The sequence below is a fragment of the Marivita cryptomonadis genome (assembly GCF_002115725.1).
GTDB classification, from domain to species: domain Bacteria; phylum Pseudomonadota; class Alphaproteobacteria; order Rhodobacterales; family Rhodobacteraceae; genus Marivita; species Marivita cryptomonadis.
The window spans coordinates 35,144-60,279 of record NZ_JFKD01000013.1; the positions used below are offsets into that span (position 1 = coordinate 35,144).

The 25,136-nt window shown below is 59.7% G+C and carries 24 protein-coding genes and 1 tRNA gene; 15 read left to right on the forward strand and 10 right to left on the reverse strand.

What is annotated here, in order from left to right; translation table 11 throughout:
* Positions 1-88 precede the first annotated feature (88 nt).
* Complete coding sequence (locus MCRY_RS14690; RefSeq protein ID WP_085631204.1) at positions 89-1,069, forward strand: 2-dehydropantoate 2-reductase; 981 nt, start codon at positions 89-91, stop codon at positions 1,067-1,069.
* On the opposite strand, the gene MCRY_RS14695 is transcribed toward MCRY_RS14690, so the two are convergent.
* The gene (locus MCRY_RS14695) at positions 1,060-1,401 is read right to left on the reverse strand and encodes a RidA family protein (protein ID WP_085631206.1); all 342 of its coding nucleotides are present in this window, start codon (positions 1,399-1,401) and stop codon (positions 1,060-1,062) included. The genes MCRY_RS14690 and MCRY_RS14695 overlap by 10 nt on opposite strands.
* Positions 1,402-1,491: 90 nt before the next feature.
* Here MCRY_RS14695 and MCRY_RS14700 point away from each other — a divergent pair, with 90 nt between their 5' ends.
* The 8 genes from MCRY_RS14700 (at position 1,492) to MCRY_RS14735 (ending at position 12,617) form a co-directional block, all read left to right on the forward strand.
* Positions 1,492-3,273: an IlvD/Edd family dehydratase gene (locus tag MCRY_RS14700; RefSeq protein WP_085631208.1), complete on the forward strand. Its 1,782-nt coding sequence runs from the start codon at positions 1,492-1,494 to the stop codon at positions 3,271-3,273.
* An 82-nt stretch (positions 3,274-3,355) separates the two neighbouring features.
* Positions 3,356-4,087: an SDR family oxidoreductase gene (locus tag MCRY_RS14705; RefSeq protein ID WP_085631210.1), complete on the forward strand. Its 732-nt coding sequence runs from the start codon at positions 3,356-3,358 to the stop codon at positions 4,085-4,087.
* Between the two features lie 65 nt (positions 4,088-4,152).
* On the forward strand, positions 4,153-5,187 hold the full coding sequence (locus MCRY_RS14710; RefSeq protein ID WP_085631212.1) for a TRAP transporter substrate-binding protein: 1,035 nt from the start codon (positions 4,153-4,155) through the stop codon (positions 5,185-5,187).
* Positions 5,188-5,250: 63 nt separating this feature from the next.
* On the forward strand, positions 5,251-5,835 hold the full coding sequence (locus tag MCRY_RS14715; RefSeq protein WP_085631214.1) for a TRAP transporter small permease: 585 nt from the start codon (positions 5,251-5,253) through the stop codon (positions 5,833-5,835).
* Positions 5,832-7,328: a TRAP transporter large permease gene (locus MCRY_RS14720; RefSeq protein WP_085631215.1), complete on the forward strand. Its 1,497-nt coding sequence runs from the start codon at positions 5,832-5,834 to the stop codon at positions 7,326-7,328. The genes MCRY_RS14715 and MCRY_RS14720 overlap by 4 nt, the downstream gene beginning before the upstream one ends.
* A 161-nt stretch (positions 7,329-7,489) precedes the next feature.
* The gene (locus tag MCRY_RS14725; RefSeq protein WP_085631217.1) at positions 7,490-8,521 is read left to right on the forward strand and encodes an efflux RND transporter periplasmic adaptor subunit; all 1,032 of its coding nucleotides are present in this window, start codon (positions 7,490-7,492) and stop codon (positions 8,519-8,521) included.
* A 10-nt stretch (positions 8,522-8,531) separates the two neighbouring features.
* The gene (locus MCRY_RS14730) at positions 8,532-11,573 is read left to right on the forward strand and encodes an efflux RND transporter permease subunit (RefSeq protein WP_085631219.1); all 3,042 of its coding nucleotides are present in this window, start codon (positions 8,532-8,534) and stop codon (positions 11,571-11,573) included.
* Between the two features lie 171 nt (positions 11,574-11,744).
* The gene (locus MCRY_RS14735; RefSeq protein ID WP_085631221.1) at positions 11,745-12,617 is read left to right on the forward strand and encodes a hypothetical protein; all 873 of its coding nucleotides are present in this window, start codon (positions 11,745-11,747) and stop codon (positions 12,615-12,617) included.
* Positions 12,618-12,732: 115 nt separating this feature from the next.
* Here MCRY_RS14735 and MCRY_RS14740 read toward each other — a convergent pair.
* Positions 12,733-12,808: transfer RNA gene (locus MCRY_RS14740), tRNA-Thr, on the reverse strand.
* A 146-nt stretch (positions 12,809-12,954) separates the two neighbouring features.
* On the opposite strand from MCRY_RS14740, the gene MCRY_RS14745 reads away from it, so the two are divergent.
* Positions 12,955-13,836 (forward strand): hypothetical protein, encoded by an 882-nt coding sequence (locus tag MCRY_RS14745; RefSeq protein ID WP_085631223.1) that lies wholly within the window; start codon positions 12,955-12,957, stop codon positions 13,834-13,836.
* Between the two features lie 100 nt (positions 13,837-13,936).
* Positions 13,937-14,524: a hypothetical protein gene (locus tag MCRY_RS14750; RefSeq protein WP_138488082.1), complete on the forward strand. Its 588-nt coding sequence runs from the start codon at positions 13,937-13,939 to the stop codon at positions 14,522-14,524.
* On the opposite strand, the gene MCRY_RS14755 is transcribed toward MCRY_RS14750, so the two are convergent.
* Entirely contained in the window at positions 14,521-14,781 is a 261-nt protein-coding gene (locus MCRY_RS14755; protein WP_085631227.1) for a DUF2312 domain-containing protein, read from the reverse strand. The two genes, MCRY_RS14750 and MCRY_RS14755, sit on opposite strands and share 4 nt — an antisense overlap.
* Before the next feature lie 121 nt (positions 14,782-14,902).
* Here MCRY_RS14755 and MCRY_RS14760 point away from each other — a divergent pair, with 121 nt between their 5' ends.
* Positions 14,903-15,118 (forward strand): hypothetical protein, encoded by a 216-nt coding sequence (locus MCRY_RS14760; RefSeq protein ID WP_085631229.1) that lies wholly within the window; start codon positions 14,903-14,905, stop codon positions 15,116-15,118.
* Between the two features lie 37 nt (positions 15,119-15,155).
* Here MCRY_RS14760 and MCRY_RS14765 read toward each other — a convergent pair whose 3' ends face one another.
* The 3 genes from MCRY_RS14765 to MCRY_RS14775 all read right to left on the reverse strand — a co-directional run bounded on the left by MCRY_RS14765 (position 15,156) and on the right by MCRY_RS14775 (position 19,027).
* On the reverse strand, positions 15,156-15,782 hold the full coding sequence (locus MCRY_RS14765) for a dioxygenase family protein (protein ID WP_085631231.1): 627 nt from the start codon (positions 15,780-15,782) through the stop codon (positions 15,156-15,158).
* Between the two features lie 194 nt (positions 15,783-15,976).
* Positions 15,977-17,950 (reverse strand): enoyl-CoA hydratase-related protein, encoded by a 1,974-nt coding sequence (locus tag MCRY_RS23530; RefSeq protein ID WP_085631233.1) that lies wholly within the window; start codon positions 17,948-17,950, stop codon positions 15,977-15,979.
* A gap of 90 nt (positions 17,951-18,040) precedes the next feature.
* Positions 18,041-19,027 (reverse strand): type I glyceraldehyde-3-phosphate dehydrogenase, encoded by a 987-nt coding sequence (locus MCRY_RS14775; protein ID WP_085631235.1) that lies wholly within the window; start codon positions 19,025-19,027, stop codon positions 18,041-18,043.
* Positions 19,028-19,147: 120 nt separating this feature from the next.
* Here MCRY_RS14775 and bhcR point away from each other — a divergent pair, with 120 nt between their 5' ends.
* On the forward strand, positions 19,148-19,975 hold the full coding sequence (gene bhcR / locus MCRY_RS14780) for an HTH-type transcriptional regulator BhcR (RefSeq protein WP_085631237.1): 828 nt from the start codon (positions 19,148-19,150) through the stop codon (positions 19,973-19,975).
* On the opposite strand, the gene metF is transcribed toward bhcR, so the two are convergent.
* The gene (metF, locus tag MCRY_RS14785) at positions 19,972-20,838 is read right to left on the reverse strand and encodes a methylenetetrahydrofolate reductase [NAD(P)H] (protein ID WP_085631239.1); all 867 of its coding nucleotides are present in this window, start codon (positions 20,836-20,838) and stop codon (positions 19,972-19,974) included. The genes bhcR and metF overlap by 4 nt on opposite strands.
* Positions 20,839-20,933: 95 nt before the next feature.
* Here metF and MCRY_RS14790 point away from each other — a divergent pair, with 95 nt between their 5' ends.
* The gene (locus MCRY_RS14790; protein ID WP_085631241.1) at positions 20,934-21,839 is read left to right on the forward strand and encodes a LysR family transcriptional regulator; all 906 of its coding nucleotides are present in this window, start codon (positions 20,934-20,936) and stop codon (positions 21,837-21,839) included.
* A 4-nt stretch (positions 21,840-21,843) separates the two neighbouring features.
* On the opposite strand, the gene MCRY_RS14795 is transcribed toward MCRY_RS14790, so the two are convergent.
* The gene (locus tag MCRY_RS14795) at positions 21,844-22,050 is read right to left on the reverse strand and encodes a cold-shock protein (protein ID WP_085631243.1); all 207 of its coding nucleotides are present in this window, start codon (positions 22,048-22,050) and stop codon (positions 21,844-21,846) included.
* 185 nt (positions 22,051-22,235) lie between these two features.
* Between MCRY_RS14795 and MCRY_RS14800 the strand changes: the two genes are divergently transcribed.
* Positions 22,236-22,550: an arsenate reductase family protein gene (locus tag MCRY_RS14800; RefSeq protein ID WP_085631245.1), complete on the forward strand. Its 315-nt coding sequence runs from the start codon at positions 22,236-22,238 to the stop codon at positions 22,548-22,550.
* Here the strand turns inward: MCRY_RS14800 and MCRY_RS14805 are convergent.
* Entirely contained in the window at positions 22,547-24,292 is a 1,746-nt protein-coding gene (locus tag MCRY_RS14805) for an ABC transporter ATP-binding protein (RefSeq protein ID WP_244897919.1), read from the reverse strand. The genes MCRY_RS14800 and MCRY_RS14805 overlap by 4 nt on opposite strands.
* A complete protein-coding gene (locus MCRY_RS14810) occupies positions 24,289-25,005 on the reverse strand; it encodes a phosphatase domain-containing protein (protein WP_085631247.1) in 717 nt (238 codons plus the stop codon). The genes MCRY_RS14805 and MCRY_RS14810 overlap by 4 nt, the downstream gene beginning before the upstream one ends.
* Positions 25,006-25,136 lie beyond the last annotated feature (131 nt).

The following is a 25,136-nucleotide window of genomic DNA, read 5'->3' on the forward strand; positions in this document are numbered from 1 at the left end:
CCCTGTGGGAGCCTCCGGCGGGAGTTTACTTGGCAAGATGAAGGAGGAGCGGTTCGCGGAAAACCAGCGGATCGCTTCTGGGTGAGCGATGAAGATTTGCGTATTCGGAGCGGGCGCCATTGGCGGCTACATGGGTGTGAAACTGGCGCAGGCCGGGGCGGATGTGAGCCTTGTGGCGCGCGGCCCGCATTTGGCGGCGATGAAGTCCAATGGGTTGAAGCTGATCGAAGAGGGTGGTGAGGAAACGGTTGTGTCCGTGACCGCGTCGGACAACCCGGCCGATCTCGGCGTTCAGGATTACATCATCGTCACGCTCAAGGCGCATTCGGTGCCGCCGATTGTCGACAAGATGAAGCCGCTGATCGGGCCGAACACCACAATCGTGTCTGGCGTGAATGGCGTGCCGTGGTGGTATTTCCACAAGATCGGCGGCGAACACGAGGGCACACGGCTAGAGAGCGTGGATCCTGGCAATGCGCAATGGGACGGGTTCGGGCCCGACCGGGTGCTGGGTTGCGTTGTCTATCCGGCGGCGGAGGTGATCGAGCCGGGTGTCGTCAAGCATATCGAGGGCAACCGTTTTTCGCTGGGCGAGCCGGACGGGTCGAAGTCGGAGCGAGCTGTAGCGCTGTCGCAGGCGCTGTCTTCGGCGGGGCTCAAGGCGCCGGTGCGGCCGCGGCTGCGGGATGAGATCTGGGTGAAGCTTTGGGGGAACCTGTCCTTCAATCCGATTTCGGCGTTGACCCATGCGACGCTGGACGTTCTTTGTACCGATCCCGGCACGCGGGCGGTGGCCAAGGGCATGATGCTCGAGGCGCAAGAGATTGCCGAGGCGCTGGGTGTGAAGTTCCCGATTGATGTGGAACGGCGCATTGATGGCGGTGCGGCTGTCGGCGCGCACCGCACGTCGATGTTGCAGGATCTGGATCAGGGCCGCCCGATGGAGATCGACGCGCTGGTGGGATCGGTGCAGGAGCTGGGCCGCGTGGTTGGGGTGCCAACACCGACGATTGATACGGTGCTGGCGCTGGTTCAGTTGCGGGCGCGGACGGCCGGGCTTTATTCGTAAGCGGCGGTCACGATCACTTCGACCTTGAGCTCGGGGCGGGCCAGTTTGGCCTCCCCACAGGCGCGGGCTGGGGCGTGGCCTTCGGGCACCCAAGCATCCCAGACGGCGTTCATTTCAGCGAAATCGGCCATGTCGGCCACCCAGATGATGGCCTGCAGGATCTGTTCACGGGACGATCCGGCTTTTTCCAGCAGCGCATCGACGCGGGCAAGGCAATCCTGCGTCTGCTCGGTGACGCTGTCGCCTGCACCCACCTGACCGCAGAGATAGACGGTGCCGTTGTGTTTGACGATCTTGCTCATCCGTTGGCCGATCTCTTGGCGTTCGATCATGGGTATTCTCCTGTTTGATGTTTGCGCTGACACTTGCTGTTGGCGCGCGGATTGTCCAGAACGCTTGGGACAGATGAGGGGAGAGATCAGATGTCCGACACGCGTGCGCGCAAACGGTTCCGGTCGCAGGAATGGTTCGACAATCCCAACAATCCGGGCATGACCGCGCTTTATCTGGAGCGCTATCAGAACCAGAGCTTTACCCAAGGCGAGTTGCAGGCGGAAAAGCCGATCATTGGGATTGCCAATACCGGGTCTGATCTCGCGCCCTGCAACAAGATCCACGTGTTCCTGATGGACCGGATCAAGGCGGGGATTCGCGATGGTGGGGGGATTCCAATGGAGTTTCCGGTGCATCCGATTCAGGAGACCGGCAAGCGGCCTACCGCGGCGTTGGACCGGAACCTGGCCTATCTGAGCCTTGTCGAGGTGCTGCATGGCTATCCCATCGACGGGGTGGTGCTGACCACGGGTTGCGACAAGACCACGCCGGCGCAGCTCATGGGGGCGGCGACGGTGGATATTCCGGCGATTGCGCTGAATGGCGGGCCGATGCTGGATGGCTGGTACAAGGGCAAGCGCGCAGGCTCCGGCACGACGATCTGGGAAGGGCGGCGTCTGATGGCGCGGGGCGAGATCGGATATGATGAGTTCATGGAGCTGGCCTGTGCGTCCTCTCCATCTTTGGGCCATTGCAATACGATGGGTACGGCGTCGACGATGAACGCGATGGCTGAGGCGCTGGGCATGTCGCTGCCCGGCAATTCTGCCATCCCGGCCCCGTTCCGGGAACGCATGGCGATGGCGTATGAGACCGGCAAGCGCTGTGTGCAGATGGTGCTGGATGATCTCAAACCGTCGGACATTCTGACGCGCGAGGCATTTGAGAACGCGATTGTGGTCAATGCGGCCATTGGTGGATCGACCAACGCGCCGCCGCATCTGCAGGCGATTGCGCGTCATGCCGGGGTCGAATTGAACGTGACCGATTGGGAGACAATCGGCTTTGACGTGCCGCTGATGGTGAACATGCAGCCTGCGGGAGAATATCTGGGTGAGAGTTTCTATCGTGCGGGCGGGGTGCCTGCGGTGATGGGCGAATTGCGAAAAGCCGGGCGATTGCATGAGGGGGTGATGACTGCCTCTGGGCAGCGGTTGGGGGATGTGCTGGCGTCTTGGGAGAGTTTGGATCGGGATGTGATCACCACCTATGACGCGCCACTGCGCGACAAGGCGGGGTTCAAGGTGTTGTCCGGGAACCTGTTTGAGTCAGCTTTGATGAAAACTTCGGTGATCTCGCCGGATTTCCGCAAGCGGTTCCTGTCGACGCCCGGTGAGGAGGGGGTGTTCGAGGCGCGGGCCATCGTTTTTGAGGGACCGGAGGATTATCACGACCGGATCAATGATCCGGGTTTGGCGATTGATGAAGAGTGCATTTTGTTCATCCGCAATGTCGGCTGCGTCGGATATCCCGGGTCTGCCGAAGTGGTGAATATGCAGCCGCCAGATGCGCTGGTGCGGGCAGGGGTGAACCATTTGCCCACCGTAGGCGACGGGCGGCAGTCGGGGACGTCGGAAAGCCCGTCTATTTTGAACGCATCGCCGGAAGCGGTGGTGGGCGGAGGCCTGGCCTATTTGCAGACAGGGGACCGGGTGCGGCTGGATCTGAATGCCTCGACCCTGAACGCACTGGTGGATGAGGCCGAGTGGGAGGCGCGCAAAGCGGTGTGGGAGGCGCCGGAAATCGTCAACCAGACGCCGTGGCAAGAGATCTATCGCCGTCATGTCGGGCAATTGGCGGACGGTGGGTGCCTTGAATTGGCGACGGCGTATCAGCGGATCGCCAAGGATTTGCCACGCGACAATCACTGAGGGGGGTATGGGGGCGCTGCCCCCGTCGCCCGATGGGCGACTCCCCCGGAGTTTATGGGCAAGATGAAGCAGGGGCTGTGACATGGGACAGACGATCATCATCACGGGCGCAGGCAGCGGGATTGGCCGCGCCTGCGCTGAGGCATTTCTTGAGGCGGGTTGGCAGGTCGGGTTGATCGGACGGCGGGCGGCGCCGCTGGAGGAAATCGCGGCGGGGTCTGAGGCGGCGCTGGCGCTGCCCTGCGACGTGACCGATGAGGCGGCGGTGGATGCCGCCTTTACCATGGTGATGGAGCGTTGGGGGCGGCTTGATGCGCTGTTCAACAATGCAGGCACGGGTGTGTTCGGCGCGACCATCGACGAGATCCCGCTGGAGGATTGGAAACGCTGCATCGACGTGAACCTGACGGGCAGTTTCCTGTGCGCGCGGGCGGCGTTTGCGCGGATGCGGATGCAGGACCCGCAAGGGGGGCGGATCATCAACAATGGGTCGATCTCGGCCCATGTGCCGCGCTGGGGATCGGTGCCTTACACGGCGACGAAACATGCCATTACGGGGCTCACGCGGACGCTGTCGTTGGACGGGCGAGCGTTCAACATTGCCTGCGGGCAGATCGACATTGGCAATGCGGAGACCGAGATTGTGCACGGGTTGCGGGCGCAGGCCGAAGCGGCCGGAACTCCGGTGGAGCCGGTGATGGATGTGGCGCATGTGGCGTCGTCGGTGCTGCATATGGCCAGCCTGCCGCTGGATGCCAATGTGCAGTTCATGACGGTGATGGCGACCACCATGCCCTATATCGGTCGCGGCTAGATTTCCCTTGGAATCTGCGTGAGCTTCGTGCGTTTATGCCCTCAGAGAAAAGGGAGGAGATTACCATGATCAAGCGCGCATTTCTCAAGCTCGCTGGGACAACGGCACTGGCGCTGACGCTGGGAACCGGGGCGTTTGCCCAAGAGGTCACGTTGCGGATGCACCAGTTCTTGCCGGCGCAGGCCAATGTGCCGAAGAACGTGTTGGTGCCGTGGGCAGACCGGGTGATGGAAGCATCAGGTGGACGGATCGAGATCCAGCATTTCCCGTCGATGCAGTTGGGCGGCACGCCGCCGCAGCTGATCGACCAGGCGATTGACGGTGTGGCCGATATCATCTGGACAGTGGCGGGTTACACGCCGGGGCGTTTCCCGCGGGCCGAAGTGTTCGAGTTGCCGTTCACCATGACGGACGCAGGCGACATGTCGGCGGCCTATTGGGAACTCGTCGAAGAGCAGATGATGGATCAGGACTTTGCCGATTTCAAAGTTCTGGGCGTGTGGGTACATGGCCCCGGTGTGATCCATTCTGCCGATCCGATTGAGGTGCCGGGGGACCTGAACGGGGTGAAGCTGCGTGCGCCGACGCGGGTGACGAACAAGCTGTTCACCAATCTGGGCGCGACCACTGTGGGTATGCCGGTGCCAGCCATTCCCGAGGCGCTGTCCAAAGGGGTGGTCGATGCGACCGTGATCCCGTGGGAAGTGACCGGCGCTTTGAAGGTTGCGGAACTGGTGGAGAACCACACCGAGTTTGAAGGCAACGCGATCTATACCACCACGTTTATCTTCGCGATGAACAAGGAAAAATACGAGAGCCTGCCGGATGACCTGAAGGCGGCGATCGATTCCCAGTCGGGGGCCGACTTCAGCCGCATGGCAGGCACGCAGATGCAGTTGGATGATGGCCCGAGCCGCGAGGCGGCTTTGGATATGGGCAATAACCTGATCTCTATCTCTGAAGCGGATGCGGGTCCGTGGCGCGAAGCGGCGGCGGCAACAACCGCCGAGTGGATCGCCGAGATGGATGAGAAGGGGATCGACGGAAATGCCTTGATCGCGCGGGCGAATGAGCTTTTGCAAAAGCACAACACGCAGTAAAGCGTGCAGCGTCGCCCGGCCAAAAGGTTGGGCGGCGCGCAAGACGGCGAGGGGCAGAGCGGCATGAAGACGGCGATCGAACGCCTCGCGCGGGCCATGGCGATCCTTGGTGGTATCGTCATGGTGGCGCTTGTTCTGCTGACTTGCGTGTCCGTGTTCGGGCGTGGTCTGAACTCTATGGGACATTCCGGCTGGCTGACATCGTTGTCCCAAAGCTTTGCCGATGGCTTGATCGCCAGCGGCGTTGGGCCGGTGACCGGGGATTTCGAACTGGTCGAAGCGGGAATCGCGTTTTCGATCTTTGCCTTCCTGCCGATTTGCCAGCTTTATGCGGGCCACGCGACGGTGGATGTGTTCACGTCGCGGCTTTCCGGTAAGGCCAATGCGTGGTTGATCGCGTTCTGGGACGTGGTGCTGACCCTGGTGATCTGGCTGATCACGTGGCGGCTCTGCGCCGGGTTGCTGGACAAGATGGGCAATGGCGAGACCACTTTCCTGCTGCAATTTCCGATCTGGTGGGCCTATGGGGCCAGTTTCGTGGCCGCCGCAGTGGCGTCGGTTACTGCGCTTTACTGCTCGGTGGGGCGTGTGAGCTATGCGGCGACAGGGCGGACGATCCTGCCGGAATCGGGGGCGGACGCGACATGAGTATGCTCGAACTGGGTATCTGGTCTTTTCCGGTGCTGCTGGTGCTGATCTTTCTGCGCGCACCGATCGGGTTGGCGATGATGCTGTGCGGGATTGGCGGGTTGTGGCTGGCGTTGGGCAGTCCCGACGTGGTTCTGGCGCGGTTGAAGTCCGAGACATATTCTACGTTTTCCAGTTATTCGCTGTCGATTATTCCGATTTTCTTGTTAATGGGGCAGTTTGCGACGCTGTCGGGCATGTCGCAGGCCTTGTTCAAGGCGGCGGAGTCATGGCTGGGCCATCGCAGAGGGGGCGTTGCCATGGCCTCGGTCGGGGCCTGTGCGGGGTTTGGCGCGATCTGCGGATCGTCGCTGGCGACTGCGGCTACAATGAGCCGGGTGGCATTGCCGGAACTGCGGCGCAACGGTTATTCCGGCGGGTTCTCGACCGCGACTTTGGCGGCGGGTGGCACGCTGGGCATCCTGATCCCGCCGTCGGTGATCCTTGTGATCTATGCGATCCTGACCGAACAGAACATTGCGAAACTGTTTCTGGCGGCGTTCATTCCCGGCGTTTTGGCCGCCATCGGCTATATGATCACGATTTCGCTGTATGTGCGTCGACATCCCGAAGCTGCGGGGCATCGTGACCCTGTGCCTTATGGCGCGCGGATGCGGGCGTTGATTGACGTATGGCCTGTCTTGCTGGTATTCGGGCTGGTGGTTGGCGGGATTTATCTTGGCTGGTTCACGCCGACCGAAGGCGCGGCTGTGGGGGCTGCGGGCACCGGGCTGATTGCGCTGCTGTCCGGCAACCTGAGCTGGGACGTGTTCAAGCAGAGCATCATTCAAACGGCTGTCAGCACCGCGATGATCTTTTTCATCGTGCTGGGAGCTGCGTTTTACAACGGGTTTCTGGCGCTGACGCAGGTGCCGCAGGAATTGTCGAACTGGGTCGTTGAGATGGGCCTCAGCCCGTTCATGGTGCTGTCGCTGATCCTTCTGTTCTACCTTGTTTTTGGCTGCCTGATGGACAGCTTGTCGATGATCCTGCTGACCATCCCGATCTTCTTCCCGGTCATCTCGGTCATGGATTTCGGCTTTGTCGATCTGGCAGTGATGCAGGCGGATGCGGCGCGCGAGGTGTTGGCGGCGGGTATTCCCGATGGGATGACGCAAGATATGCTGGGGTCGATCAATGCCGCAATCGCTGGCGGGATTGAACTGACCCGCGAGCAGATGCAGGCCTTGGATATTCGCGTCACCCAAGGCATGGCGAACCGGATCGAGGCTGAATGGGTGGCGATCTGGTTTGGTATCCTCGTCCTGATCGTCGTCGAAGTGGGGCTGATCACGCCGCCGGTGGGGATGAACCTGTTCATCATCAATTCGATGGATCGCAATACCCCGATGATGGAGACCTACAAGGCGGTGATCTGGTTTGTCGCGTCGGATCTGGTGCGGGTCATCCTGCTGGTATTGTTCCCGGCGATCACGCTTTTCTGGCTGTACTGACCAGACACCTGCGCATCTGCGCACAGATGTTTCATGGATTCGCGCAGGATTAGATCTGGCAAACTGAACTGATCAGTTTAGATAGTTGCAAAGTTTTACGGGAACGTCACAGGACATAGATCGTTGCCGTGGTAGCCTCGCGCCAAATCTGGAGATCTGTCATGGGCCGTCTGTTTGTTATTCTTTTTCTGGTATTCAGCCCTGTGGCCTTGATGGCGCAGGACATGCGTTTGGCCAAGATCATCGAAGTGCAATCGGCGGATGGTGCCGTAACGCGGCAGTTCTTCGGCCATGTTGTGGCGCGGGAGACTGTCGATCTGGCGTTTCAGGTCGGCGGGCAGATCGTCGAGTTGCCGTTGATCGAAGGCGCGCGGATCGAAAAGGGCACGGTGGTGGCGCAGCTTGATCTTGAGCCATTCGAGCTGGCATTGGATCAGGCGCGGGTGCAGAAGGATCAGGCCAACCGGACGGTGGAGCGCTTGCAGAAATTGCAGGGCAGTACCGTGAGCCAAGTGTCGGTGGACGATGCCGAAACCTCGTTGCAACTGGCTGATATCGCGGTTCGCAATGCCGAGCGTGAGTTGAACAACGCGACGCTGCTGGCGCCCTTTGATGCGTTGGTCGCGGCACGGAATGTGGCGAATTATTCGACCATTGCGGCCGGGACACCGGTTGCGCGGTTGCACGACATGTCCGATCTTCGGATCGAAATCGAGGTGCCGGAAGTGCTGTTTCAGCGCGCAGGCACCGACCCCAGCATAGAGCTGTGGGCGCAGTTTCCCACGCAGGACACCCGCTATCCTGTAACGCCGCGCGAGTTCAACGCCGAGACATCGCAGGTCGGTCAGACCTATCAGATCACCTTGGGCATGACGCCGCCCGAGGGGCAGACGATCCTGCCGGGATCGTCAGTGACGGTGTATGCCACGCTGAACGGTGGATCGCCGGACATCATCATTCCTGCGTCGGCGGTCAGCACGACGAATGACGGCGGCACAACCGTGATGGTGTTTACGCCGACAGGAGCGGACGAGGGCACAGTGGCCCGGCGCCCCGTGACGGTCGAGCCGACCATTCGCGGGGATGTGCGCGTGACAGACGGGTTGGAGCCGGGGAAAGAGATCGTTGCCAGCGGGGCCAGCCAATTGACCGACGGGGATCGCGTAAAGCGGTTCACCGGGTTCTCGAACTGAGTGCTGGGCCATGAATATCGCGAAATCCTCGATTGACCGCCCGATCATCACGTGGCTCATCATGCTGGCTGCCCTGCTGGGGGGCATCTGGGGCTTTTTTGCTTTGGGCCGTTTGGAAGATCCGGCTTTTACCATCAAGACCGCCGTCGTGGTCACGGAATACCCCGGTGCCAGTGCGCAGCAGGTGGCACGAGAGGTGACGGAGCCTCTGGAATCCGAAATCCAGAAGATGTCGGAGGTCAAGGAAGTCCGGTCGGTGAACCAGCCCGGTCTGTCACGCATCAGCGTTGATATGAAAGACCAGTATGACGGCGAAGAACTGCCCGAGATCTGGACCAAGCTGCGCAACCGGGTGACTGCGGCGCGCCTTCCTTCGGGAACGGGACGGCCGTTTGTGAATGACGGATTCGGGGATGTGTTCGGCATCTATTATGCGGTGACCGCGCCGGGTTTTTCCGATGCCGAGATTTACGAGCTGTCCACCTTCCTGCGGCGCGAATTGTTGACCGTCGAGGGTGTTGCGGACGTGGCGCTGTCGGGTGTGCCGAACGAGGTGATCTATGTCGAACCGGACCTTGTTCTAAGCACCAACCTCAACATCCCGCCCACGGCCATTCAAAGCGCGCTCACAACTGCCAATTCGGTTGTGGATGGTGGGTCGATTCAAGATGTGGATGGGCGCACGCTGATCCAAGGGCCGGATGGGTATGACACGGTGCAAGAGATTGCCGGTCTAACCGTTGGCGTCGGTGGTGAGGTTCTTAACCTTTTCGACTTTGCCGATGTGCGTCGCGCCCGCGAGGACACGCCGGACCTGATCATCCGTCATAACGGGGTCGAGGCGTTTACGCTTGGGATCGCCGGAATCGGGTCCGAGAATATCGTCGATGTGGGCAAGCGCGCGGATGCCAAGCTGGCCGAGTTGGCGCCGCAAATTCCCGTGGGGGTCGCGCTGGAGCCGATCTATCAGCAACACGTGGTGGTCGAGGAAGCGTCAAACGCGTTTTTGATCAACCTTGCCATGTCGGTCACCATCGTTGTGATCGTGCTGGCTTTGTTCATGGGGTGGCGGGCTGCGGTTGTTGTCGGCGTGACTCTGCTTTTGACGGTTGTGGGCACGCTGTTCTTCATGGCGCTCTTTTCGATCGAGATGGAACGGATTTCCTTGGGTGCGTTGATCATCGCAATGGGGATGCTGGTGGACAACGCCATCGTTGTGGCCGAGGGGATGCAGATCGCCATGCGCCGGGGCAAAGACAGCCGCGCGGCGGCGGATGAAGCGGCAAGCAAGACGCAGATCCCGTTGCTTGGGGCGACCGTGATCGGGATCATGGCTTTTGCGGGCATCGGTCTCAGTCCCGACGCGACGGGGGAATTCCTGTTCTCGTTGTTCGCTGTGATCGGGATTTCCCTGCTGCTTTCATGGGTGCTGGCACTGACGGCAACACCGCTGTTGGGGCACTATTTCTTCAAACGCGGTGCTGCGGGAGATGATGATGCCTATGGCGGCCTGATGTTCCGTCTTTACGGGTCGGTCCTGCGCGGCGCGCTGCGGGCGTGGTGGCTGGTGATCGTCGGTCTGATAGGGATCACGGTTGTCTGCTTCATGCTGTTCGGCCAGATCAAGCAGCAGTTCTTTCCCGACAGCAACACGCCACTGTTCTTCGTGCATTACAAGCTGGAGCAGGGCGCGTCGATCCACGAGACCTCGCGTGATCTGATGGTATTCGAAGATTGGCTGGCCGTGCAGGACGACGTGGTGTCGGCCTCTGCCTTTGTCGGGCGCGGTGCGGATCGGTTTATGCTGACCTATCAGGCCGAAGACCCGAACCCGAGCTATGGCCACATCATCGTGCGGACCAACTCCATCGAGGAGATCGCGCCGCTGATCGAAGAGCTTGAGATGTTCGCGGCCGAAAACCTGCCGCAGGGTGAATTCCGCGCCAAGCGTTTGGCCTTTGGCCCCGGTGGTGGTGATCCAATTCAAGTGCGCTTTTCTGGGCCGGATGCGGTGGTGCTGCGCGATTTGGCGGATGACGCGATGGCGCGGTTCACGGCGGCGTCGAACAACATCGTCGCGCCGCGCATTGACTGGCGCGAACAAGAGCTGGTGCTCAAGCCGGTTTATGCCACGGACCGCGCCCAAGAGGCGGGGATTACCCGCGACGACATCACCACGATTCTGCGATTTGCAACCACGGGCATTGAGTCTGCGGTCTATCGCGAAGGCGACCGACAAATCCCCATTGTGTTGCGCGCAGATCCTGAAGCGGGACTCGCGCTGACAGATCACATTGTCTACTCGCAGAATGCGCAGAGCTTTGTGCCGCTGGAGCAGGTGACAGACGGTCTTTCATTCGAAGCGCAGAACACGCTTCTGATGCGGCGTGACCGGTTGCTCACAATCACAGTCGGCGCCGATGTCGTCAAAGGGTTGACCGCGGCACAGGTGCAGGCCGAGGTGACCGACACCATCGAGGCAATGGAGATGCCCCCCGGCTACAAGATGGAATGGGGCGGAGAGCTGGAAAGTTCGTCCGACGCACAGGCCAGCCTTGGGCGGCAATTGCCGATGAGCCTGATCATAATGGTGGTGATTTCCGTGCTCCTGTTCAACGCGCTGCGGCAACCACTGATCATCTGGCTGTTGGTGCCCATGTCCGTGAACGGCGTCAGTCTGGCGCTGTTGGGCACCGGGTTTCCGTTCACGTTCACCGCATTGCTGGGGCTGCTGTCGCTGTCTGGGATGCTGATCAAGAACGGCATTGTTCTGGTGGAAGAGATCGACATCGTGCGCGCCGAAAAGCCGGATCAGGACTTGCAAACGTCCATCGTGGAGGCCTCGACCTCGCGTCTGCGCCCCGTCGTTCTCGCAGCGGCCACGACCATTCTGGGGATGCTGCCGCTGATCTGGGACGCGTTTTTCCGGTCGATGGCGGTGACGATCATGGGCGGTCTTGCCTTTGCATCCGTGCTGACGCTGGTGGCAGCCCCGGTGTTCTACTATGCGTTCTTCAAGCGGGCAGAGGGAACGACCTCGCCCGCATCCTAAGCGCCGCGCTGCTAGTGTGGGCAGTTTGCCGTCGCGCGGTACGGATGGGGTTGGTATGTGACGGGGCATGCATAAAATTGATTGCCAAAGAGCCCTTGCAACCACAGAGTGTGGCAGTTCGAGTGTCGTCGCGCTCGGACTGTGTGACCACGCGACGGCTGGAGGTCCCTCATGCGCCAAATCCTTTATCTTGATAATACAACGATCATCGAGTTGATGCCGACCAGATGGGCTGGCATTTTGGTGGTCAAAGCGACCCGCCTTTACGTGTCAATTCAGGCTTTGAGCGAATCTGCCAACAATCCCGATGCCTCCATCATCCGCGATACGGACACCGTTTACACCATCATGGAACGGTTCGAACGGAGCGAGTTCACAAAATTTTATCGGCAATATATTGCAGATGAGTTGGTCTGGTATCGAGGATTTGCAGGGTCGCATTTCAGCTATCCGGAAATGCGCGATGGCAAATTGGTGTCGGAGGGAGAAGACGATATCCCAACCTACACCATGCAAGGCAAACCGGACACGAGTGTTTTGGGCATGGTGTCGAGTTTCTTTTCTCCACCGAAGAAAACACGCTGGCTGCCCGGATGTTTTGACGTCGATACCGCCATTACAGCCGGGCATCAAAGCTCCAGCCTTGATCCGCACACACGTCAATTGATGATGCGTCTCGACGTTCCCTTGACGTTTGTGGCGCGCAGCCCGGCTGGGCGAAACGCCGATGCAAGCATCTGTTGGTTTCACTCTGGCGAACAGGCGATCCGCGGCCCGCTTTATGGCGGCCAATTTCGGATCTGCCGTGTCATCTGGATGAAGCAGGGAACGCCTGATTACTCAACATGCGACCTGGCCCACCACCAGATCCCGCCCGTCCGACCTTTTGAGCCTTCCGCAGAACAGATCGACACATGGTGGCGCGCATGCAGCGCATGGGTTGACGCCAATTGGGTTGTTCGACGAGGCTTGACGTTCATGAAACTTGACTTGAGCAAGATCGCGTCCGCTTCGGCGAGCACGGGCTCATTGAACTCGATCTGATCAAGAACGGGCAGGCACCACACGTGACCAAGAGCGCCGCTCGCCTGATCACGTATCGGGTACTGATATCAGCATTTCCGGTGCCCTAAGCGCTGGCTATGCGATGTTGGTGAAATGGTGCCCCCACACGGACTCGAACCGCGGACCTACTGATTACAAATCAGTTGCTCTACCAGCTGAGCTATAGGGGCTCCGGAGGCGTGATTACTGAGTGTCGCGCGGCTGTGCAAGAGGCAATCTGGCGAAATTTTGCGATTTCTTTCCGAGGCCGGAACACGGTTTTCTTCGCTGTGTGGGGGCGTATACTGAGCGCGGGCAGCGAGACAAAAGAAAACTGATGCAGGTCGTCCTTCATACTGGTCTACACGCGACTGACAGCGACAGATTGTTCAAGACACTGTTGCGCAACCGCGATGGCTTCAAGGCTTCGGGTGTCGCGGTTCCCGGGCCGGGCAAGTACCGGCAGCTGATCTCGGAGATGTTGAACGCTTTGGGGGATGCGCGTCCGGCTCCGGGCAGCCGGGATATTCTTCTCGACAGTATTCTTGATGATGCGGCAGATCACGTGGACCGGATGATCCTATCGCACGAGAACCTGTTTTCAGTGCCTAAGATCGCCTTTCAGGGAGGGATGGTCTATCGCAAGGCCGAGCAGCGGTTGCGTGTTTTGCAAGAGATATTCGCCGGAGATTCGATCGAGATCTTTATTGGCTTGCGCAACCCGGCGACCTTTTTGCCGGCGCTTCTTGCGGCGACACCGCTGGGAACGCTGTCAGAGGTGTTGCACGGGCTGGACCCGATGCAAATCCGTTGGTCACGGCTGATTGCGCGCATCACCGAGGCTGTGCCGGGGGTGCCCGTCACGGTATGGTGCGATGAGGACAGCCCACTGGTTTGGGGCGAACTGGTCCGCGAATTCGCGGGATTGGAGCCGACCCACCCGATCATTGGGGCCTATTCACGGATGGCCGACATCACGTCGCAGGAAGGCATGACGCGGTTTCGAGCGTATCTGGCCGAGAAACCAGACTTGAACGAAGTGCAGATTCGCCGCGTCATGGTGGCGTTTCTCGATAAATATGCCGATGCGTCCAAGGTGGAGCATGAATGTGACATTCCCGACTGGGATGCCGATCTGGTGCAGGACTTGACCGATCAATACGAGGAAGACCTGTTCGAAATCGGTCGTATGCCGAGTGTGACCTTGATCGCGCCGTGAGCGCCATCAGCTCAGGCGTTGACTGAAATCCCAGGCGACCATAGGTTGAAAGGATTATTATTACTTCGACCATTTTTTGAGTTTTGCGGTGGGATACGCCATGCAATTTGACGCGAATAAACTCGTAACCGTTTTGGACAAGCTGCTTTCCTCTTCCATCCGATACGAAATGCGCGGAATGGTGGGAAAGGTCCGGCCTTTGACAAGAAGAGTTTCTGACATCCGACAACTCGATTGTTCCGGTTTTGTCGAATACGTCATCTATCATGGGACGACGGATAACGTGAATCTGCCATCAGGCAGCGTTACCCAGAGAAGCAAGATCGCGAGCGATGCGTCACATACTGTGGCGGATTACTTGAAAGAGGCGGAGCTGCGGGACGACATCGTCCGGATTGGCTTTCGCGACACGATTGCCAAACGTGATGAGACCGGTGCAGTGATGCGGGATTCGGCCGGTAATTCATTGAAGGACCAAGTTGGCCATGTCTGGCTGGTCATCAACGGCAGCACCTATGAGAGCACGTCTAAAGGCGGGCGTGGCAAAGGGCCTAAGTCTCTGAAATGGGACGAGCGCAAATCCGATGCGGACCACTTTTACAAACTTGGCGCGGCACCGGGTTTTGGGCGGATACAGCTTGGGCACTGGCTGGAACGTGAGCTCGAGCCTTTGACCAGTCTGTTTTAGGACATTCCCAGCGCCTCTTTGTACATCTCCATCACAGCTTCTTCTTCTGCGATGTCATCAGGTTCGCGTTTGCGCAGCGCGATCACCTTACGCATCACCTTGGTGTCGTAGCCGCGTGCTTTGGCTTCGGCCATGACCTCTTTCTGCTGGTCGGCAATGTCTTTCTTTTCCGCGTCCAGTCGTTCGATCCGTTCGATGAACTGGCGCAGCTCATCTGCGGTGACGCGGTAGTTGGCTTCGATTGCGCTGTCGTCCATGTCCGGCTCCTGTTCGGTCTGAATGGTGTCGTAGCGGTGCCGGCGCGGGCCTTCAAGGGCTTGTCAGCGGGCGGGGGATGAATTACCGCCGCGGTGGCAAAGACCAACGCGGGAGCTTATCATGGACATACTGATCTGGTCGGGCGCGGCGCTGTCTTTTGCGGGCCTGTGCGGGCTGGTCTATTGCATCCTGCGGGTCAACAGGGCGCGCAAGGCGGGCCTCGGCGACGAAGAACTGCGGGATGAGGTCAAAAAGGTGATGCCGATAAACCTCGGGTCGCTTTTTGTGTCCGTGCTGGGCCTGATGCTGGTTATCGTTGGAATCTTTCTCGGGTGATTGACGCGGTGCAGTTGCTTGGCTGAGCGATTGGCGATCAGACGACCACGTCGACGACTGCCTCTTCGCCCCTGTCCGTCATTGTAAAGGTCATCGAAACCGCGCTTGCTTGGCTGTCGGACAATCGATTGAAGATGCGGTCGCGGGTGTTGGCAGGATGCCCTTCGATATAGAATTGCGACGTGATGACTTCTGTTTCACCGTCAAAGACCTTGACGTGGATGTGTGGCGTGCGGCCAGGATACGTCACAGGTTTGATGGTGCGGAATTCGTAGCTGCCATCGGGGCCGGTGATGTCATGGCCAAAGCCCTGAAATGCGGGATCGAAGTCGATGGCCTGCCGGTCTCCAGTGTGAAGGTACTTTCCGTTCATGTCGCACTGCCAAATCTCAATCCGATGATCCACAAGGGGTTCGCCTGCGCTATTGAGAACCCGGCCCCTCAGAATAAAGACTTCGCCTCCAGCCTCTCTGACGGACCCAAGGATTTTGACAAGATCATTGTCCACATCGGGACGTCGCATGGCGGGGGTGGGATAAAACGGCCCTTCGGTCGCGCGCGGTGTCAGATCGGCGGCGAGAGCCGGTTTTGCCAAAGCCGAAAGACCGATCGCACCAAGGATTGTGTGAACAAAGCTTCGGCGTGAGTGCTGTGGTGACGTCATGTTTTGATACCTTCGAAAAATTTAACTAAGACCTACACGGCGCGGGACAGTCATTCCGTCTGAACATTTTTGTGAACGGAGCGTCCCACCTCGAAACGAGGTAATGTCTTTTTCACAAGACCCAAAAGGAAGGGATAAATAATCTGCCTTTCGGCGGAGAAACGCCACTTACAGCGTCGTGAGTCCTGCACGCCCTAAAGGCTGTCGAAGCTACGGCCGTATTTGATGAGCTCGGCAAAGACCGTATCCGGCGTCCAAAGGTCGCCGTCCGGGTGGTCCAGCGCCTCCATCGCGCGGGTGGTCCTGAGCAGCCCTTGCGCGCCAACTGCGTGCATCACGCCACCGCGCCAGTTCGGCATGAGATGGGTAAAGACCGACAGCACGTCAATCTCGGCCGCGCGCGGCACCACGCCGTCGCGCAGAGCTTTGGCCCCAGCATTGGCCAGAGCGCCGATCACCAGCCGGGTGATCTGATCGGCTGGCATGTTCGACTGTGGCGCACGGCGTTCATTGATCTTGTGCTGCACCTCTGCATCCCGCGTTGGACCGTCGGTCCCGTGGTGATAAAAGCCACGCCCGGTGGCGCGCCCTTGCCGACCGAGTTGAACAAGAAGCCCGGACCAGTTCTGTGCGCCCTCGGCACGGGGGTGGCGGGCGACCACGTCTAGGCCCGTTCTGTCGGCCAGATCATAGGGCGGATGGACCATGCCCCAATCACGTAAAGCCGCATCTATTGTAAAAGGGGATTGCCCCAGATCGACCAGCGCATCCGCTGCGCGCCAAAGCGTTTGCAGCAGCCGGTCATGCAGTCCCGCTCCCGGTGTGGTTTGGACTATGGCCAGCTTGTTCATGCGGCGCGCCAGTGCAAGGCCAAGGCGGCGGTCGTCATCGGTCGCTTCGGGGCCGAGGATCACCTCGACCAAACGTCCGCTTGAGGCGGGGGCGGCGAATTGCAGCGACAGTCGGGCATCCACGCCCGGGAGGCAATGCGCGATCACGGTGCCCTTTGGGACTGGTGCGCCGCGCTGGCCGCGGGTTGCACGCAAGACAATCTGCGCCCCTTCAAGAATGTCGGACCCGTCGCCGTGGTGCAAGTTCTGCAAGCTGCGCTGCGCACGATCGTTCGACACGCGCCCTGCCTGAACCGCCTGTTGCAAAGCGCCACGCAAATGGCCGACCGCATCGCGTTGCTGGGCTGGGTCTTTGATGAACCAGTTGACGCGAATCCCGGCTTCAAGTGCTGCCTGCGCGATCTGAATCGCAATCGCGCTGCCGCCCAGAACGCCTATCGTCGATATCTCGGGAAGGTCGTTGCGCCGAACTTGTGCCGCGACCCGTTGCTCGGCGTGGAACAGGTGCGACAGGGCTTTGGACTGCTCAGTGTCGGCACAGTCTTCGGCAGCAGCCGCTTCGAAGGCAAGGCCGGTGTCGATGGGCAAGAGCATCGCCGCTTCGACCGCCGCAAGGATTTTCTTGGGGGCCAATTCGGGCGAGGTGGATATGCCTTCCCGCGCGCGCGTAAGCGCCGCCTGATAGGCGCTTGCATCGGCGAACCCGGTCCGCAGGTCTGCGGTGGGCCTTGGAGCAGTGCTGTTGGAGCGCATGTCACGGATGAAGCTTTGGAGAGCTGCCTCTGGCGTGTCGTCAAACAGCAGGTCGGCCAGCGGGGTGAATGTGCCACCTGCCACTGGCAACAGCGCGCCACCGATCAATAGCTCAAGCGTCGCTTCGGCCCCCAAGAGCCGTGGAAGGCGCTGCGTGGCTCCGGCGCTGGGAACAAGGCCAAGCCGGGCATTTGGGAATCCGATGCGGGTTTGCTGGTGGATAAGCCGGTAATGCGCAGCCAAAGCCAGTTCCACACCGCCGCCGACAACAGCCCCTGTCAGAACGGCGATCACCGGTTTTGCACAAAGCTCTATCCGGCGGCAAACACCAGACAGCAGATTGTCCGTGTCATCGCCGCCGCCTTGGGGTGCGGTGATGCCAGAAGGAAACGTTGAACTTGAAGAGCGCAGCACGATGATCTCGACGCCGTCATCCTCGCTCAGGTGATCAATTGCCGTGTCGATTGCGGTCAGCATCGCAATGGTCAGGCGGGCGGATGGTCCGGCGGTCAGCGCAATCTGCGCCACCCCGTCTGTGACGGTGATCTCGGTCTCAGTGCCCATCTGCTGCTCCGATGGCCTCGGGTCGGCATGTTTGCCTGTGCTTTGCCAAGCATTAGAGGCCAAACGGCGTGTTCTGGCAAGAATTTCGCGTTATGTGCCGCGCTGGTGCATCATTCGCGCGACATCCAGCATACGCGCCGAGAAGCCCCATTCATTGTCATACCAGCCGAAGATACGGATCTGATCGCCTGTTTCCATCGTCTCGTTTGGCGCGATTACTAGGGACTCGGTTCGGGCGCGCAGGTCGACCGACACGCAGGGGTCTTCCACAAGGCCGATCACTGGATTGGCCTCGGCCAGTTCGCGCAGCGCGTTCGCGGGGTCTTTCGGGGGCGTGGTCAGACGCACGACAAGGTCTACCGCCGACACGCTGATCGCAGGCACGCGCACGGCTGCTCCTGTCACACGACCGGCCAAATCAGGCAACACCCGGTCAATCAGCTTGGCCGCACTGGTGGTGGTGGGCACCATGCTGACAGCGCCTGCACGGTTGCGGGCAAGGTCAGGTCCACGCGGCGCGTCCACCATCGGCTGGCTGCCGGTATAGCAATGGATCGTGGTCATATGGCCTTGGATCAGCCCAAAACGTGTGTCCAGCTCCCGCAGCAGCGGGGCCAGCGCATTGGTTGTACAAGAGGCGTTCGACACGATGCGATGATCGTCAATCTGGTTATCGTTCGCGCCTTTGACGATGGTCATGTCGGCAATATCTGAAGGACCTGAGATCAGAACCGCCCGTGCACCGGCAGTCAACGCGGCCTCTGCGGTGGCGCGGTCCTTGGTGGCCCCGGTGCAGTCGAGCAACAGGTCGACGTCTGCCAGCGGCAGGTCGGTTATCTTGACGCCGGTCAGCAACGGAATGGACCGCCCTCCGGCCTGCAAGGCGCCACCTTGCAACGTGACGCCGCCGGGAAGGGGGCCGAACACGCTGTCATATTTGAAGAGATACGCGCATGTGTCAGGCTGTGCGAGGTCATTGACCGCCACCACGTCGATATCCGCATGGGCTTTGCTGGTCAGGATTTGCCGCAGGATAACCCGGCCAATCCGTCCAAAGCCGTGGATGACGATACGCATGTGACTGTCCTTTGCCTGTTGCCGCAGAACCTGTGCGTTAACGCTTGCATTTCAACTCTGATTTTTTCACATTGTAAAAATGTTTTTTGTATCGAGACAATTCAGGGCGCAGAGGCTGGCATGAACGCAGAGACAGGGCCGGAGCGGCGCGCACGGGGGCGACCGCGCGCGTGGGGTGATACGACCGAGCAGAACAAGATCAAATCTCTGGACCGCGCGCTGGTCATCCTAGAACGGCTAAGCGAACGCGGCGGTGCGACGCTGACCGATCTTTCCGAAGATCTAGATCAATCTCCGGCTACGGTCTACCGGGTGCTGTCTACCTTCGAGGGGCGCAACATGGTGGACTTCGACCCTGTGGCACAAACCTGGCATATTGGGGCAGGGGCATTTCACATCGGTTCGCGCTTCTTGCGCCGCACCTCGCTTGTGGAACGTGCCCGCCCATTCCTGCGCGAGTTGATGCAAAAAACCGAGGAGACCGCCAATCTGGGCGTGTCACGCGATGGGTTGGTGCTGTTCCTGAGCCAAGTCGAAACCCACCACAACATCCGCGCGTTTTTCCCACCGGGCACGATGTCGCCGATGCATTCGTCGGGTATCGGCAAGGCGCTGTTGGCACAGATGGACGACAAAGAGGTCGCGGCGATCATCCGTAAGCACAAGCTGACCGCGTTCACCGAACACACGCTGGTCACACCCGAAGCGCTGGCAGCCGATCTGGAGGCCACCAAGGCGCGGGGATATGCCTTTGACGCAGAAGAGAAAAATGATGGTATGCGCTGTATCGCAGCGCCCGTGTTCGACATGCATGGCGAACCCATCGCGGGCGTGTCGATCTCGGGACCGTCTGCCCGGATTCCCGATGAGCGGATTGATAGTCTAGGGGCGTCGGTCAAGGAAACGGCGGCCAAACTGACCGCCGCTTTAGGAGGAGCGTCGAGTTAAGCGACGTTTTTGAGGGTCAATTTGGGCGTGACACCCAAAGCATGGCACACGTCGCGCGTCAGTTCCGGGCGATTGAGCGTGTAGAAATGCAGCGTGTCGACGCCGCCGTCGATCAGGTCAGAGCAGAGTTCGGCACAGATCGCGGTGGCCAGCAGGTCTTCACGTCCGTCGCGTTCCGCTTTTTCGAACGCGTCCACAACCCACGCTGGGATATGTGTGCCGCAGCGCTGGGCAAAGCGCGCAGCGCCTTTCCAGTTTTCGATCGGCAGGATGCCCGGTGTCACCGGTTTGTCGATCCCGGCCTTTTCGCAGGCATCGCGGAAGCGGAAGAAAGTGTCGGCCTCGAAGAAGAACTGAGTCAGCGCTTCGGACGCGCCCGCATCGAACTTGCGCTTGAGATAAGACACATCGGCCGTTGCATCGGCTGCTTCGGGGTGCGTGTCGGGATAGGCGCCAACGCGGATGTTGAAATCGCCCGCCTCGCGCAGCCCTTCGATCAGATCAATGCTTGAGGCAAAGCCATCGGGATGCGGAACAAACCCATTCGAGCCTTTGGGCGGATCGCCCCGCAGCGCCACAATGTCGGTCACGCCTGCTGCTGCAAAATCCTGTGCGATGGCAAGGGTCTCAGCTCGTGTGGCATTGACGCATGTCAGATGCGCAGCAACGGGCAAGCCCGAGGATTTGTGCAGGGTTGCCACCGCCTCGCGCGTCAGGTCGCGGGTCGTGCCGCCTGCACCGTAGGTTACCGACACAAAGCGCGGCTGAAGCGGGGCAAGCACCTGAACCGTATCCCAGAGGCGGAAAGACGCCTCCAGAGATTGCGGGGGGAAGAATTCGAATGAAACGGTTGGAGCTGTCATCGACGTGATCCTTGATGGCGTTGAAGCTCTTGTCGCATGTGCAGCATTGTGAGACAAACTCATAAATCTAATCTTCAACATGAGAATGGTTGATAATGCATATCGAGTTCCGGCACCTCCGCACGATCAAGGCCATCCATGAATATGGCGGTGTGGCCAAGGCCGCGGACCAGTTGAACATCACGCAATCCGCGCTGAGCCATCAGATCAAGGCGCTGGAAGATCAGGCCGGGGTGGAGCTGTTTGTACGCCGCTCCAAACCAATGAAGCTTTCTGCGGCGGGGATGCGACTGTTGCGGCTGGCCAATCAGGTCTTGCCGCAGGTCGAGGCGCTGGCTGCGGAATTCGAAGGTCTGCGCGGCGGATCAACTGGTCGGATGCATATTGCCATCGAATGCCATGCCTGTTTTGAATGGCTTTTCCCGGTGTTGGAAGCATTCCGCAAAAGCTGGCCGGATGTGGATGTCGACATCCGGCCCGGCCTTGCCTTCGATGCGCTGCCTGCCCTGCAGAAGGAAGAAGTTGATCTGGTCGTGTCATCCGATCCGGAGGATATTCCCGGCGTCACCTTCACGGAACTCTTTGATTACAATGCCGTTTTCGTGGCGTCAGCCGCGCATCCTCTCGCTAAAAAACCTTATGTTGATGCCGAGGACTTCCGCGGGCAGACTTTGATCACTTACCCGGTAGAACGATCGCGCCTTGATGTGTTCAGCCAGTTGCTGATTCCCGCAAAAGTGGAACCGGCTGCTGTCCGTCAGGTGGAATTGACGGCCGTGATTCTGCTGTTGGTCGCCTCAAACCGGGGCGTGTCCGTGCTGCCTGATTGGGTGGTGCGCGAGGTCAAGTACAGTTCAGACTATGTTACGCGACCTTTGACGGAAAATGGCGTCACGCGCAGGCTTTATGCAGCCACCCGAACAGTGGACACGGACAAACCCTTTGTCGCTGAATTGATCCGTCTGGCCCGGCAGGAGGCGCAGCGGTTGCAATCGGCCTGAGGGTCTAGAGGGACGTGATGTTCGACGCCATCAAGCGGCCGTCGCGCCCTTCGGTCACATCGAAACTGACCTTCTGGTTGTCGCTCAGACCTTCCATCCCGGATTGCTGCACTGCGGAAATGTGAACAAACACATCCTTGCCGCCGTCCTCCGGGGAAATAAAGCCGTAGCCTTTGGTGGCGTTAAACCACTTCACGGTACCGTTCGGCATGATCCCGTGTCTCCTTCTGTCGTCACGTTAGACCTCTATGGGCCGCTTCAGTTGCGACCGGGTTCACATTCTGCGACACCCCGTCACAATAATTGAAATTGACCGAAACCACCCAAAAACAAGTCCCACGCACATTTTTCCACAAGGGGTGCAGAGTGGTCTTGGGCAAGACGCAGGAGCGAGAAATGATCCTATACGGGCTGAAGAATTGTGACACGTGCCGTAAGGCATTGAAGGCATTGCCAAACGCAGAATTGGTAGATGTTTCAATGAGTTCGGTACCCGAAGGTATACTGGATCAGGCAATGAATCAGTTTGGTGAAAAAATTCTCAATACAAAGTCGACAACGTGGCGTGGACTGGACGCTGCAGAGCGGGAAACCGATCCCAAGGCCTTGCTGATTGCGCATCCAAAGCTGATGAAACGCCCGCTGATCGTCGATGGCGATGTGCTTTATCTTGGGTGGGACAAGGACACCCAAGCGGCTCTTTTGGGTTAATCCCGCATCTGCATCTGGTGAAGTGCGGCATAGGTGCCGGATTGCGCCAGCAAATCGTCATGCGTGCCCTGTTCGATCACGCGGCCCTGATCCATGACCACGATCTTGTGCGCATCACGGATGGTCGACAGCCGGTGCGCGATCACCAATGTGGTGCGCCCCTTGGACAATTCGTCCAGCGCGTCCTGGACCTTGGCCTCGGACCCGGTGTCCAGCGCCGACGTCGCCTCGTCCAACAGAAGGATGGGGCGGTTGCGCAGCAGGGCCCGGGCAATTGCCACCCGTTGCCGCTGACCACCCGACAAGGCAGACCCGCGGGGGCCAACCGGGGTGTTCAAGCCGTCTGACAACTGCGGCAGAAAGTCGGACACATGCGCCGCATCCAGCGCGCGTTTCAGATCGGCCTCGGGTACGTTCTGTTGACCCAGCAGGATGTTTTCCAGAACCGTATCGTCAAAGAGCAACGCTTCTTGAGACACAACAGAAAAGAGCGCGCGCAAGTCTACCAGCGCCATTTCCGAGACAGGCACGCCACCTATGGTCACTTGGCCATGTGACGGATCAACAATCCGGGTCAGAACATTGAAAATAGTTGATTTTCCAGCGCCAGATGGCCCAACCAGAGCAGTTGTCTGTCCTGCCTCTGCGGTAAAGCTGCATCCGTTCAGAACGCTTGTTTCACCGTAGTTTAGCGACACATCTTCAAGCGCAATGGCGGGTACGCCCGCCGGCACTGGCTTTGGCGCTGCCGGGCTGCGCAGAGTTGGTTCAGTGTCGAGGATTTGCCGGATGCGTTCGATCCCGGCTGCCGCGACCTGCCAGACGCCAGCCACGTTGCCCAACCGCCGCAAGGGTTCAAACGCCAAACCAATTGCGGTGAAGAAGGCCATGAAATCGCCCACGGTTTTCTCACCCGACAGGATCTCACTGCCGCCATAAAACAGCACCCCCATGAAACCAAGGCCTGCCATGATGTCGATGAGCCCCGGAATCGTGGCTTGCCCCAGCGCGCTGCGGGTCTCGACCTTGACCCGTTGCTCGGTCAGGACGCGATAGCGCTCGGATTGGTAGCGCTCCAACGCGTTGAGCTTGACTGGAATGATTCCGTGGAATGCTTCGTTCAGGCGAACAGACAGGTTTGCGGCCACATCGCGCGCCAGCCGCGCCTTTTTGCGCACGTAACGTTGCAACACCATCGACGGAGCGATGAGCACCGGAACGCCCAGAAGCGCCACCAGTGTCCAGCGCCAATCCACCGAAATCGCAACGGCGAACAAAGAGATAAGGGCAATCACGTCGCGCCCGGCGCCGGTTATGATGGTGCGCCAAACCTTGCTGATCGCATCCACATCGCCCTCGACCCGCTGCATCAGGTAGCCGGGGGAATGGGTCTGGTGATAGGACGCGTCCAGCACCATCAGATGTGCCAACAGGTCTTGCCGGATATCTGCGACCGAGAGCTGCGAAATCTGCGTCAACAGCACCTTCTGAATGATGCTCGCCACCGCGCGAACCACGAAGATGCCCAGAAACAACAGACCGATCCACATGATCGCGTCCGCCTCTCCGCCCACAAAGACGCGGTCGAACATCGGCTTCATCATGTAGGACAGCGCGCCGAACATGCCGCCCTCCAAGGCCATGAAGACCATCGCGACGATCAGCAGTCGCCAATGTTTGGCAAGATAGCCACGCCAGACCCAAAGCAGCAGTCCGCGCGGGTTGACGGCCGCTTCGGTCACGTCACCATGGCCGCAGGCAGGGTCAGTTTGTCGGCAGGTGTCTTGCCGTTAAAGCCCGCTTGAATCGCGGTGGCGTCATATTCGGTGCGAATCCAGTCCTCAAACCCGATGGGTTGCCTTGCGTTACGCGCGGCGTAGACCTCAAGAATGTAGTCCTGCACGCCGGTCGCTGTGAAATCGAGGTGTATGTACTTCAACGAAAGCTGCTTGCGCGCGACTTCGACAGGTTGGTTTTCGAACACCATCAGATAAAGCGCCGACACAAACCCGGCGCGGTCCGCACCGGACTTGCAGTGAAACACAAACGGCTTCTCTGCGATCCGCAATGTGTCGATCACATGCACGATCTTCTTGCGGCTGACCGCATTGCGCGCTTGCAGCTTGGCGTTCAGAAGCCGCAGGCCCAACGCCTCGCAGGTTTCCTTCTCAAACAGGTAATGGGCGTATTTGTCTTCGCCGCGCAGGTTCACGACGGTCTTGATGCCCATCGCCTTGTATTTCTCGAACCGCGCATGGGTTGGCTGGTTCGACCGATACACGCCCGGCGCGATCTCATAGAAATTGGTCCAGAAGGTGCGCAAGAAGGCGTGATCGAACACGTGGTAGTGAAACGTGGACCAGCGCCGCGCACGGGGATCGGTGATGTCCTTGCCAAAGGACCGACGCAGTTTGCGTTCTGCATCTTCGATCTTTGTCCAAAGTCGTCCCAGCATTCGGTCCCTTTCGCGTCAGGCGCGGATGTAGAGACTGCAACGCGCGCTGGCAAGCACCGCGCGTTATTGACGGCGCGGCTGGGCGGGGTAGGGTGCGCCCGAACCTGCCTTTCTGCAGGACACCCCCATCC

What these genes read in the sequence shown, in the direction of transcription:
- MCRY_RS14690 (WP_085631204.1), top strand. Translation starts at nt 89, where the DNA reads ATGAAGATTTGCGTATTCGGAGCGGGCGCCATTGGCGGCTACATGGGT.
- MCRY_RS14695 (WP_085631206.1), bottom strand. Translation starts at nt 1,401, where the DNA reads ATGATCGAACGCCAAGAGATCGGCCAACGGATGAGCAAGATCGTCAAA.
- MCRY_RS14700 (WP_085631208.1), top strand. Translation starts at nt 1,492, where the DNA reads ATGTCCGACACGCGTGCGCGCAAACGGTTCCGGTCGCAGGAATGGTTC.
- MCRY_RS14705 (WP_085631210.1), top strand. Translation starts at nt 3,356, where the DNA reads ATGGGACAGACGATCATCATCACGGGCGCAGGCAGCGGGATTGGCCGC.
- MCRY_RS14710 (WP_085631212.1), top strand. Translation starts at nt 4,153, where the DNA reads ATGATCAAGCGCGCATTTCTCAAGCTCGCTGGGACAACGGCACTGGCG.
- MCRY_RS14715 (WP_085631214.1), top strand. Translation starts at nt 5,251, where the DNA reads ATGAAGACGGCGATCGAACGCCTCGCGCGGGCCATGGCGATCCTTGGT.
- MCRY_RS14720 (WP_085631215.1), top strand. Translation starts at nt 5,832, where the DNA reads ATGAGTATGCTCGAACTGGGTATCTGGTCTTTTCCGGTGCTGCTGGTG.
- MCRY_RS14725 (WP_085631217.1), top strand. Translation starts at nt 7,490, where the DNA reads ATGGGCCGTCTGTTTGTTATTCTTTTTCTGGTATTCAGCCCTGTGGCC.
- MCRY_RS14730 (WP_085631219.1), top strand. Translation starts at nt 8,532, where the DNA reads ATGAATATCGCGAAATCCTCGATTGACCGCCCGATCATCACGTGGCTC.
- MCRY_RS14735 (WP_085631221.1), top strand. Translation starts at nt 11,745, where the DNA reads ATGCGCCAAATCCTTTATCTTGATAATACAACGATCATCGAGTTGATG.
- MCRY_RS14745 (WP_085631223.1), top strand. Translation starts at nt 12,955, where the DNA reads ATGCAGGTCGTCCTTCATACTGGTCTACACGCGACTGACAGCGACAGA.
- MCRY_RS14750 (WP_138488082.1), top strand. Translation starts at nt 13,937, where the DNA reads ATGCAATTTGACGCGAATAAACTCGTAACCGTTTTGGACAAGCTGCTT.
- MCRY_RS14755 (WP_085631227.1), bottom strand. Translation starts at nt 14,781, where the DNA reads ATGGACGACAGCGCAATCGAAGCCAACTACCGCGTCACCGCAGATGAG.
- MCRY_RS14760 (WP_085631229.1), top strand. Translation starts at nt 14,903, where the DNA reads ATGGACATACTGATCTGGTCGGGCGCGGCGCTGTCTTTTGCGGGCCTG.
- MCRY_RS14765 (WP_085631231.1), bottom strand. Translation starts at nt 15,782, where the DNA reads ATGACGTCACCACAGCACTCACGCCGAAGCTTTGTTCACACAATCCTT.
- MCRY_RS23530 (WP_085631233.1), bottom strand. Translation starts at nt 17,950, where the DNA reads ATGGGCACTGAGACCGAGATCACCGTCACAGACGGGGTGGCGCAGATT.
- MCRY_RS14775 (WP_085631235.1), bottom strand. Translation starts at nt 19,027, where the DNA reads ATGCGTATCGTCATCCACGGCTTTGGACGGATTGGCCGGGTTATCCTG.
- bhcR (WP_085631237.1), top strand. Translation starts at nt 19,148, where the DNA reads ATGAACGCAGAGACAGGGCCGGAGCGGCGCGCACGGGGGCGACCGCGC.
- metF (WP_085631239.1), bottom strand. Translation starts at nt 20,838, where the DNA reads ATGACAGCTCCAACCGTTTCATTCGAATTCTTCCCCCCGCAATCTCTG.
- MCRY_RS14790 (WP_085631241.1), top strand. Translation starts at nt 20,934, where the DNA reads ATGCATATCGAGTTCCGGCACCTCCGCACGATCAAGGCCATCCATGAA.
- MCRY_RS14795 (WP_085631243.1), bottom strand. Translation starts at nt 22,050, where the DNA reads ATGCCGAACGGTACCGTGAAGTGGTTTAACGCCACCAAAGGCTACGGC.
- MCRY_RS14800 (WP_085631245.1), top strand. Translation starts at nt 22,236, where the DNA reads ATGATCCTATACGGGCTGAAGAATTGTGACACGTGCCGTAAGGCATTG.
- MCRY_RS14810 (WP_085631247.1), bottom strand. Translation starts at nt 25,005, where the DNA reads ATGCTGGGACGACTTTGGACAAAGATCGAAGATGCAGAACGCAAACTG.